The following is a 10,875-nucleotide window of genomic DNA, read 5'->3' on the forward strand; positions in this document are numbered from 1 at the left end:
AGGCTTGCCTGTTCTTCTACGGTTAATCGGACGGGATTCTTGATCGGATGCATATATGAATTCCTCTTTTTGGCATAACTATACCATATCCACCCATCCTATACTATTAGATTTGAGAGGCTACTAGGGTGTCATGGATACGAATACCGTCCCATCCCTCCCCCACGCACAAACGTATCTCATAGCACGACAAAGGACCGTCCGCGATTTCCGGACGATTTTTCTTAGGTACGTTCGGGGTTCTATTTTTTCAGACAATTTAGGATGAGTCCCCCTTGTATGGTAAGATAAGAAGTAGAAGATGAAAGCATAAGATGACGGGGTGAATCTTGGGAATATGCAGGGAAAAATCCTGGTTGTAGACGATGAACAGCCGATCGCTGATATTTTAAAGTTTAATCTGGAGAAAGAGGGCTACGAAGTCGTTCTGGCCTTTGACGGGATTGAAGCCGTCAAGCTTGCTTTCTCGGAGCGTCCCGACCTGATTCTGCTTGATCTGATGCTTCCCGGGAAAGACGGCATGGATGTGTGCCGCGAGGTACGCACTAGGCTGGAGACGCCAATTATTATGCTTACGGCCAAAGACGGCGAGATCGACAAGGTGCTGGGTCTGGAGCTTGGGGCCGATGATTATGTCACCAAGCCGTTCAGCGCGCGGGAGCTGCTTGCGCGTGTCAAAGCGCAGATGCGGCGGCAGAACAAGGCCCAGGTGGCCGGGGAAGAAGCGCAGCCGCAAGGACTGCACTTGTTTGACCTGTTTATTGATACGGATATGTACACGGTGTACAAGAATGGCGAGCCGCTTGATTTGACGCACCGGGAATATGAACTCCTTTATTATATGGCGAAAAATGCAGGCAAGGTCATGACGCGCGAGCACCTTCTACAGGCGGTGTGGGGATTCGAGTATTTCGGCGACGTCCGGACGGTGGATGTGACGATCCGCCGTCTGCGCGAAAAGATCGAGAACGACCCGGGGAAGCCGGAAGTGATTATGACGCGCCGGGGACTCGGTTATTTGGTGCGCAGCACCAAGACAGGTGGATTCTAGCATGAAGCTGCCTTCATTTCTGCGCACGATCCAGACCCGGTTAATTATTATTTATGTTCTGCTGATTCTGATCGCGATGCAGCTGATCGGCGTCTATTTCGTAAGTGCGATGAAGAACTCGCTGACCAGCAATTTCACGAAGGACCTGGAATCGCGGGCGGAGCTGCTCTCGCTGCTGGTCGCCCAGAACCTGGGGGGAACGGCGGCCGGAACAGCTGCGGAAGAGTCGCTGGATAATTTGCGGGTCATAGCGAACAACCTGTTCAACATCAACGGAGCGGAAATTCAGGTGCTTGACGCCAGCGGCAAGGTGCTTACGACTTCCAAGCCTTCGCATGCCAATTATGTTGGGCGAAAGAACACCCAGACGGTGGTGAGCCGCGCGCTGCAGGGCATCAGCGATAATGAAGAGTACATCATCGATGATGATGATACCCGCAAAAAGGTTGTGGCCAAGCCGGTCGTCAGCTCCGGCAAAATCGTCGGCGCCATCTATATCGCCGCATCGATGAGCGACCTGTACAGCACGATGGAGCGGATCAATGGCATTTTCATTTCCGGGCTTTTGATTGCGCTTGTGCTGACCGGGATTTTGGGCGTCATTCTGGCTCATACGATTACTTCGCCCATCAAGGAATTGACGAAAAGGGCGACAGCGGTGGCCGAAGGGAATTTCAATCAGACCATGCCCGTGCTGGGGAGCGACGAGATCGGCCAGCTCAGCCATGCGTTTAACTATATGACCACGAGGCTGCGCGATGCGCTGGCCCAGAACGAAGAGGAGAAGGAGAAGCTGGCCTCCATCCTCACCAATATGAGCGATGGCGTGATCGCCACGGATGAGACGGGCACGATTATTCTGATGAACCGCCGGGCGGCCGCCATGCTGCAGGTCGAGCATGATGAGAACGGGCGGGACATTATCGACCTGCTTCATCTGCCGGGCGAGCAGCACGGACAACTGCAGCAGGGCACACTGCCGCCTACGCTGCTCGAAGCAGGAAATGCGGCCGGGGAGGAGTCGCTGGTGCGGGTGACATTCACCCCGATTCACCGGCGCGATATCGGCATCATCGGGACGATTGCGGTGCTGCAGGATGTCACGGAGCAGGAGAAGCTGGAGGCTTCGCGGCGGGAATTTGTCGCGAATGTGTCGCACGAGCTGAGAACGCCGCTGACGACGATCAAGAGCTATACCGAGGCGCTCGAGGACGGTGCGCTGCAGCATCCGGAGCTGGGGCCGCGCTTTGCCCATGTCATTCAGAACGAGACGGAGCGCATGATTCGTCTGGTGACGGATCTGCTTCATTTGTCGCGGCTGGACTCCAAGGAAGCGCTGCTGCGCAAGCAGCAGACCGACCTGAAAGAGATGCTAGAGGATGTGGAAGACCGCTTCTCTTTCCAGATGAAGCAGAAGGGGATTACATCGAGCATCCGGATTGGCGAAGATGTCGGGACGGTGTGGATGGACCGGGATCAGATTGATCAGGTGCTGGACAATCTTGTGTCCAATGCGATGAAGTATTCGCCGGAAGGCGGAACTATTATGATTGAAGCCGTGAACGACAGCGACGGGATGGTGCAAATATCGGTGGAGGACAACGGAATCGGCATTCCGAAGAAAGATTTAAGCCGAATATTTGAACGCTTTTACCGGGTAGACAAGGCCCGCTCACGCAATATGGGCGGAACCGGACTGGGCTTATCCATTGCCCGGGAAATTGTAATGGCCCATGGCGGGGCGATTTCACTTCACTCGGAACTTGGGAAAGGGACGAAAGCAACCTTTACGCTGCCGAACCGTTCTGAGGGAGGTGGGGTAGCGTGAAGGAGACCTTGAAATCGGCTGTGCTGGCCCTGCTGATCGTTGCCAGCCTTGTGCAAAGCTATTTCTTGATCTACAGGCTGCCCGGGAGCGATCCGGTTGTCAAAACGGAAAATGACTACGTCATGACCGAAAATATGGGAACCGAGATGGAAGTGGATCATGTAATTTTTCCGAAGCAAATGGTCGTTCATCTGGGGGAAAACAAGCATACGGTGTTTTATCCGGATTCCACGTTCTACAATCTGATTTTTTCACGGCTTCAGGGCCGTCAGTTCGATGGTTTCCAGCGGGACGTTGCGAAAAATTTGGACTGGGCCAAAATCCGCAGCGAGGATGAAGGCATCGAGCTGGAGTTCGGAAGCGGCGTTCCCGTGACCCTGCTTCAGCAAATCATGCAGATCGAGCCTGATCCGCTGTTTGAGAGCGAAAGCATCAACCGGATATTCCTGTATAGCCCGAAGGAAGCGGACAAGGTACATGTATTCTTTTTCAGTGTAAAAGGTGACGTCGTTTATGAGGCGGCCAAGGCGGACCTCACGGTACAGGACCTGAAGCAGCATGTCGACTTTGGACGAAGCTGGATGCCGTATACGCTGGTTGACAACACGTATTATGTGCCTGCAAAACCGCTTGAGCTAGTGGAGACCGGATTTGAGATCGGCCAGTTCACGGTAGAGCAAATGCAGCGCAGCCTGTTCTTTGATCCGAGCATTACGCGCAATATTCGGGAGAAGGACGGCTCGGAAATTTATACGGATTCCAAACGGAGCCTGCAGGTGAGACAGAACCAGAACTGGATTAACTATACCGATCCGGCTGTCCCGGCGACTGGCGATAACAGCCCGGACAAAAATGCTTTATCCGCAGTCGATTTTGTCAATCAGCATGGCGGCTGGAACGGGCATTACCGGATGGAGCTAGGCGAGGAAACCGACGGCAAACAAACGGTGCGCTTCCAGCAGTATTCAAGCAGCTTTCCGATCATCGATGTTCCGAATTTTCATTACGGTGTAATGAAGCTGGAAATGCGCCAGAGTACGACCACGGTTTATGAACGTTCCCTGATCTATATGAAAGAGGAGAACCGGGAGAAAAGGATAGTTAAGCTGGCCGGCGGCGACGATCTGAAAGCCAGAATTGCTGCTGTTTCGAAGGACAACGATGTGGCGGATCTTTACCCGGGATACCGTCCCGTACTGGAAGAGAGCGGGCTGGTTCTGAAGCCGGTGTGGGTGCTGGAGCTTAAAGACGGCTCGGTTCGTATGCTGCAATAAAAAAAATTCCGAGAGGAGGAGTCAAGGTGGATTGGAGCAGAGCCAAAAATGTGCTGATATACGCGTTCATCATGCTGAACCTGGTGCTTGGCTACCAGCTTTGGATGGATCTGCGCGAGCAGGCAGATGCCAATCCGGACCTGACCTCTCTCACGGAAAATACGCAGAGGGTCATGGAAGGGAGGAACATCAAGGTAGCGGTCCAGATTCCGAGCGTTACTCCGGAGTTGCCGAAGATCAGCTACGGGTTTATCGGCAAAGATTCGGGCAAGCAAATGCAGCTCGCGGAACCGGTCTACAGCAAGCTTATTTTTGAACCGGACGAGCTTGTTGGCGCCTTGAAGGGAAGCATTCCCGGCATTGAAAATTACCGTTACGATCCGGCGAATAATACCGACGGCATGTTTATCCTGCATCCGCTGGTGGACGGGAAATTTCCGCTGTTTCGGGTGAACCTGCAGCTGCATTACAGCGACCAGCGCATTTTCTCCTACACCCAGCAGCAGATCGAGATCAACTCCAGCGGGGAGGAGAAACGCCAGCGTGTGCTGTCTGCCTCCAAGGCGCTCGGCAATCTGGTGGAAAATTATTTGCCGAACAATGCCGTGGTGAAATCGATAGAGCTTGGCTATTACGGCGAGCTGTTCAATTCCGATGCGCAGGTGGCGGCGCCGGTCTGGCGGTTTACGCTCGAGAGCGGAGAGATATATTACGTGCAGGGCATCAGCGGAGATGTCATCAGTCCAAGCAGTGACAAAACAAAGGAGTAATGGGGAAATGGGAATACGATTTACAGTGCTGTCCAGCGGATCTACCGGCAATGCAACGGTCATTGCGTATGACGATATTACGCTGATGATTGATGCGGGCTTAAGCGCCCGGCGCATTGAGGAACTGCTTCTGGAGCGGGAAGTGTCCGGGGAGAATTTGACGGGCATTCTCGTTACGCACGAGCATTCGGATCATATCAAGGGACTTGGTGCGGTGGCGCGCAAATTTAATCTGCCGATCTATGCGAACGAGAAGACATGGGGAGCGATGGAGAAGGCGCTCGGGAACATCCCCGAAGAGAACCGCCACCATTTCGGCACAGGGGAGGTGCGCGATTTCGGTTCGCTGCGGGTGGAATCTTTTCCAGTCTCCCACGATGCGGCAGAACCGGTTGGCTACTGCTTCTATGACGGCAAGGAGAAGCTGAGCGTCGTAACCGACCTGGGTTATGCCAGCGACCGCGTGATGCAGACGATCGCGGATTCGGACGTGTTCGTGCTTGAGGCCAACCATGATATCGAAATGCTGCGCATGGGACGTTATCCGTGGAATATCAAGCGCCGTATTCTGGGCGATATGGGCCACTTGTCCAACGAAGCGGCAGGCGAAGTGATGAGCCAGCTGATGAACGGCCGAACGAAGCGGGCTTATCTCGCTCACCTCAGCCGGGAGCACAACATGCTGGATCTGGCCAAAATGTCGGTCAGGGAAGCGATGGAAGACCGTGGCTGCTTCTACAAGGACAGCGAATTCAAGCTGTGCGAAACGTATTACGACAAGCCTACGCCATGGGATACGGTGGGTGATCTGTAAATTCGTCCAGCCGGACGGCACGCTCCTCGAGTTCCTCCCGGGTCAAAATGCCCTTCTCAATTAGCAGCTCTATCAGGGCGCTTAGCATCAGCAGATTGTGATAATGCCCGTCTTTAAGATCCGCGAGCTTGGCGAGCATATTGACGTCGTTCATTGGGGAATAAGAATCCATGGGTGGACATCCTCCTTCTCTTCATTTGAACTATCCTGCGCGGTGGCGAAAGGCCGTGAAAATAAATGATGCTGAAATGGAAAAAAGAAGTGGGCAGATCCTTTGAAAAAGGGTAAATAGAAGTATAGGATAAACCGGCCGGCCCGCTTTTTCCAAGTGTACGATTTTGGTTCGATTTTCCTAGATGAATCTGCTTTAACGTTACACAGATTGTGATAAAATGAATCTATCAACTGGTACTAGTATAGTCTTCACTACGTAGAAATATTCCTGATGACACCAGGGCAAGGCTCCTCTCGTCCCTGAGGCTTGTTCTTCCTGAATAGTTCCGAAAAAATGAGGAATTGCTAGCAACATTCATTGCTGAAATGCCGTTATATAAGTGAGGGAATTGGCAAAACCGGGGGACTGGACAAACGGAGCAGAACCCTAAGCCTAAAAGCTTCCTGTCCGCCATATTTCACTCCTGTCGCCTAAGAATATCGGCCATATTGCCGCATACAATGATGGAGGATTTACGGCGAAGCGATTCATTTAGACCGCTTGTGTAGCGGACCGTTGATTCCCGAAGCATGTTCCTGAAAATTTATGAAATATAACCACGAGAGTGAAAAACAATGTTGAAAACAGCGATTTACCTTTCAGGCACCTTGGCAAGGAGCGGCCCTGAAAGTCGGATAGAAGTACCGGGAGAGAAGAGCGGAGGGGAGCGGTGACAATGGGACTGTTTGATGATGATTTCTATTCCACCAAAGTGTCCAGAAGAGCCCGTATGGCGAAGGATATGAGCGGAAAATGGAGCGCTCCGCGCAGGCGGAAGGGTCTGTCCACCCTTCAGATTGCAGTCATTTGTTCCATAGTGAGTTCGGTTTTCGCTGTTTTGTTGTTCAGCTACATAACGGGACTCCCCTCCACGACGAAACAGGCCGGCGCTTTGTCCAGCAGCGTAGGCAGGCAAGATTATGACGAGAAAATTATCCAGGCGTCGGCGAAGGTTCGCCCTGCGGTAGTCAGCATTGTCAATCATCAAAACGGCATGAGCGAGGCCTATTCGGAAGATCCCTCCGCACTTGGGTCGGGGGTCGTTATCAAGAAGGATAAGGGCAAGGCCTACGTCGTCACGAACGACCATGTGATCGAAGGCGCGGATAATTTGGAAGTAGTCACTGCTGATGGCTTGTCGAAAAAGGTGACCGTTGTCGGCAAAGACCAGGTTACCGATATCGCCCTGCTGGAGATCGACGACAAGGGCATCAAGACCGTAGCCGAGATCGGCGACTCCAAAAAGCTGCGTCTCGGCGAGACGGTGATCGCGGTGGGCAATCCGCTGGGACTGAGCGGTACCCAAACATCCGGCATTATCAGTTACACTAACCGCATTATTCCGGTATCGCTGAACCAGGACGGCGTGTACGACTGGGAGCAGGAAGTGATCCAGACCGATGCGGCCATTAACGAGGGGAACAGTGGCGGGGCACTGGCCGATCTGAACGGCAAAGTGATCGGCATTAACACGATGAAGATTTCGGATACCGGGGTGGAAGGTCTCGGCTTCGCGATCCCGTCGAACCAGGTCATGCAGACGGTTGATGACCTGATGCAGTACGGCAAAGTATCCCGGCCATACCTCGGCATCTACTCGCTGGATCTCGACAATCCGTACTCGCCGATCACGGACGAACAGCGGCAGGATTTGAAGCTGCCGGACGATGTGACGGAAGGCGTCATCGTGCTTGAAGCGCACGGACCGGCCGCTAAGGCGGGACTTGAGCTGAACGATGTCATAACCAAGCTGGATGGGCAGCCGATCTCTTCGACGCTCGACCTGCGCAAATATTTGTATGAAGAGAAGAAGATCGGTGAAGATATGAAAGTCGTCTTTTACCGGGATGGCGAGCTGCATAGCGTCACCGTACATCTGATCGAAAAGCCGGCCGATGCGGAGAACAATCCGGATGGCGAAACGGACCCGGACCAAAGTGAGAGTCAGGGACAGGATCAGGGTCAGGAAGACCCTAGCAAATAAGGATACAGCCGCATAAGCTCCGGGTTGATCCGGAGCAAAGAGAGGATGCTTGTAAGAATGTATGTAGTGTGCAAAGAACACCTGGAGCTTGCGATCGACATGTTTGTAGATGAATTTGAGGATGCGCCGGACGTCGTCGATTTGAACGAAACGGAGTTTGCCGACTGGGACCCGCCGGCCAAGTGCTGCGAGTGCGAGAAGAAGGCCGAGTTTCTGGTGGTGTAATATAAGCTGTGGCTATGAGGAAAGAGCGTGGGATACGCTCTTTTTTTGCGGCTAAGAGGGCACAATGAATATTATGGAGCAAGGGATTTAGAAGAGGAACACAGTATTAATGCCATAGTCGCGCTTGCTGATGGGCTGCTTTTGTTGCGATAGAAGGGTTTGATACATATTAGGGAGGTCACCATGTTTATTCAAATCATCGGTGTCGGCAAACTGAAGGAGAAATACCTTGTCCAGGGCATTGCCGAATACGCCAAGCGGCTGACGCCGTACGTAAAATTCCAGATCGTCGAGGTCGCCGACGAGAAAGCGCCCGACACGCTTAGCGATGCCGAGGTCAGCCTCGTCAAAGACCGCGAGGGTGAGCGCATCCTCGCGCAAATCAAGCCGGACTCCCACGTCATCGCGCTGACGCTGGACGGCAAGCTGTGGAGCTCCGAGGAGCTGGCCGCCGAGCTGGACAAGCTCGGCACCTACGGCAGCAGCCACGTCGTCTTCCTCATCGGCGGCAGCCACGGCCTGTCCGACGACGTCCTGAAGCGCGCCCAGCAGCGCCTCTGCTTCGGCCGCATGACCCTGCCGCACCAGCTCATGCGGCTGGTGTTAACGGAGCAGATTTACCGGGCGGTGAAGATTAATCGGGGGGAACCGTATCATAAGTAGGGGCAAGTTTTTTTGGCGGGCGATCGGACGGAATCCTTGCCAGGTAAGGATTTTCGCCGTTTCATTTAAGCGAATCCCCTCGGATTTGACTTGCGGTTTGTTTGGTTTGGGCCTACCATAACCCCACGGAGCCCCGTTTCCTTAGTGTCAAAAGTCAGAACTGTTAGGACGCAACTGTTGCAATTGACGCTTTACAAAGGAGCATAAGTGATCCTCTAGAAATTGAAATAACCCTCAAAAGAGAGGTTGGATAAAAATTTTTTACGAATCTTGTTAGCACTCTACGAAATAGAGTGCTAACAAGAAATAACGAGATTGCACGTACATTAGTTAAGGTATTTGGGCAAATTTAGACAAAAAAGGCCAAAATCGCCAAATAGCGACCTTAGCCTTTTTGACTTTAAATAAAGTAAAAAGATACAATGAAAATGGGACAGAGTTTTCCAATGTCCGTTCGGTAGATCTCTCAATGTGGGGACATTGAAGACACTTACTAAATATAATTATCCGTTTCGAATCACGATGTGTTAATACTATCAGATGTCAGTCAGACTAGGCAAGAATAAAATAAGATCATGATGAAATGTTCATTTTATGTTCGCTTTTTCGTTCGGAAAGATGAGACTGATTTTGTAAGAACGGCAAAAAGTCGGGAGGTACATACATAGAAAGGATTTCTTACTGTCCCACAAAACAGGAAAGGATGATTAGGTAATATGCCGATTTATGAATCTATTTACAAATCAGAAGACCATGAAGAATTGGTAACGGTAAGTAACATTGAACAACACGAGAATTTCATTGATGTCAAAAATAATTTGTATTGTACCTATCCAGGGTGCACTGCAAGACTTTCATATGTTCCAAAAGGAAAAGTGAGAGCACACTTTAAAACTTGGCCTAAGAATGATCATATTCAGGACTGTATTGATTATTTTGAGAGAGTGGTTACAGCAAACAAACAAAAATCTGTTGCTACTTCTACTATGGCATTAAGTGATAAGCATGTTAAAAATGTACTTGACAACCTGAAGAAAAAGAGGAGGGAACAAGAGTCGGGAGCAGACAAGCCAAAATCTAATAACAATAAAAGGCCTAGACCGAAAGTAAATCCAGACTCTGGTGAGAATCCTACTCTTAATATTGTTCCTACAACAGGTCCTGATGCTGATTTGGCAAGCGGTGAGAGTAATATTAAGGAGCCCTCTGTTAGAAATAGGTCTCTAATTAATTTAACTGACGATGATGTGGGTTGGACTAGAAGTGTTGAGGGTTATATTCAAAATGTTGAAACAAATGACAAAAGGGTCGTCCTAGAATTACGAGACGGAGATTATAACTTTAGAGTATACTTCGAGGAGTTCTTTTTTGATAATGCTCCAGTTAACTTTAGAGGTTATTTCGAAGACCTGAAGCTTTTAGTGCATAACCATAAAGACTATTTATTTTCAGGCGTTGGTTTAATTGAGCGGCGAAAAGAACAGTATGGAATGTTAATTAATCGAGGCAATGAATTTTATGTTGACTACCAATATATCGCCGTCTTTCTTCATAATGCGTCGGCTTGATAAATTTTGAATGGTTGTAAGCGAGAAAAGATATCATGATCCTACAAAATTTTTAATGCTAAAAAAGCAAGATAATTGAGGAGAGCCGTCCTATACTGGACGGCTCTAAAACTTGCCGTTTCAGCTAGCGCGGAGAACCTTATCATAAGTAGAGCGAGAATTGATTTTGTCAAGTTTTTTAAACAGATATTCACTTCGAAGAAAGAGGGAATGGAGATGATTAGTAAATTAATGGCTATATAAGATATTATTAGGAACCACTTTAGTTTGTACCATGTAGTACGCAATTAATAATTCACTACATTTTATTGGAAAAACTCTACTTAGGGACTATAATGTTCTTGTGATTTTCTTAATTGAGCATTTTGCATAATTCCGTGATTGAGAATTAGACAGCAGAATCTAAGGAGTAGTTGGTGGTGTATTTTCGTCTCAGGTGACTTCGGACATAAAAAAGGGCAGACCTGCAGAATTTCTGTTCGTT

10 protein-coding genes are annotated in these 10,875 nt (G+C 50.3%); 9 read left to right on the forward strand and 1 reads right to left on the reverse strand.

The genetic code is table 11. From position 1 onward, the window contains the following. The first annotated feature begins 337 nt into the window (after positions 1-337). The 5 genes from yycF to K7397_RS20585 all read left to right on the forward strand — a co-directional run bounded on the left by yycF (position 338) and on the right by K7397_RS20585 (position 5,737). Complete coding sequence (yycF, locus tag K7397_RS20565) at positions 338-1,051, forward strand: response regulator YycF (protein ID WP_223070462.1); 714 nt, start codon at positions 338-340, stop codon at positions 1,049-1,051. Positions 1,052-1,127: 76 nt separating this feature from the next. Beyond that, complete coding sequence (gene walK, locus K7397_RS20570; RefSeq protein ID WP_475600042.1) at positions 1,128-2,879, forward strand: cell wall metabolism sensor histidine kinase WalK; 1,752 nt, start codon at positions 1,128-1,130, stop codon at positions 2,877-2,879. Beyond that, positions 2,876-4,153, forward strand: a complete 1,278-nt coding sequence (locus K7397_RS20575; RefSeq protein ID WP_223070464.1) for a YycH family regulatory protein — start codon at positions 2,876-2,878, stop codon at positions 4,151-4,153. The genes walK and K7397_RS20575 overlap by 4 nt, the downstream gene beginning before the upstream one ends. 26 nt (positions 4,154-4,179) lie before the next feature. Further along, the gene (gene yycI, locus K7397_RS20580) at positions 4,180-4,923 is read left to right on the forward strand and encodes a two-component system regulatory protein YycI (RefSeq protein WP_223070465.1); all 744 of its coding nucleotides are present in this window, start codon (positions 4,180-4,182) and stop codon (positions 4,921-4,923) included. Between the two features lie 7 nt (positions 4,924-4,930). Further along, complete coding sequence (locus K7397_RS20585; protein WP_223070466.1) at positions 4,931-5,737, forward strand: MBL fold metallo-hydrolase; 807 nt, start codon at positions 4,931-4,933, stop codon at positions 5,735-5,737. Here the strand turns inward: K7397_RS20585 and K7397_RS20590 are convergent. Beyond that, on the reverse strand, positions 5,706-5,909 hold the full coding sequence (locus K7397_RS20590) for a nitrile hydratase subunit beta (protein ID WP_223070467.1): 204 nt from the start codon (positions 5,907-5,909) through the stop codon (positions 5,706-5,708). The two genes, K7397_RS20585 and K7397_RS20590, sit on opposite strands and share 32 nt — an antisense overlap. Before the next feature lie 718 nt (positions 5,910-6,627). Here K7397_RS20590 and K7397_RS20595 point away from each other — a divergent pair. From K7397_RS20595 to K7397_RS20610, 4 genes are all read left to right on the forward strand, one after another. Next, positions 6,628-7,935, forward strand: coding sequence for a S1C family serine protease (locus K7397_RS20595; protein ID WP_223070468.1), 1,308 nt, complete (start codon positions 6,628-6,630; stop codon positions 7,933-7,935). 57 nt (positions 7,936-7,992) lie between these two features. Further along, positions 7,993-8,160 carry a CxxH/CxxC protein gene (locus K7397_RS20600; RefSeq protein ID WP_223070471.1) on the forward strand — a complete coding sequence of 56 codons (168 nt, stop codon included), beginning with the start codon at positions 7,993-7,995 and terminating at the stop codon, positions 8,158-8,160. A 183-nt stretch (positions 8,161-8,343) separates the two neighbouring features. Then, positions 8,344-8,823 carry a 23S rRNA (pseudouridine(1915)-N(3))-methyltransferase RlmH gene (gene rlmH / locus K7397_RS20605; protein ID WP_223070469.1) on the forward strand — a complete coding sequence of 160 codons (480 nt, stop codon included), beginning with the start codon at positions 8,344-8,346 and terminating at the stop codon, positions 8,821-8,823. Positions 8,824-9,539: 716 nt separating this feature from the next. Continuing rightward, positions 9,540-10,391 (forward strand): hypothetical protein, encoded by an 852-nt coding sequence (locus K7397_RS20610; protein ID WP_223070470.1) that lies wholly within the window; start codon positions 9,540-9,542, stop codon positions 10,389-10,391. The last annotated feature ends 484 nt before the right edge of the window (positions 10,392-10,875 follow it).

Source organism: Paenibacillus caui (assembly GCF_019904135.1).
GTDB classification, from domain to species: Bacteria; Bacillota; Bacilli; order Paenibacillales; family Paenibacillaceae; genus Fontibacillus; species Fontibacillus caui.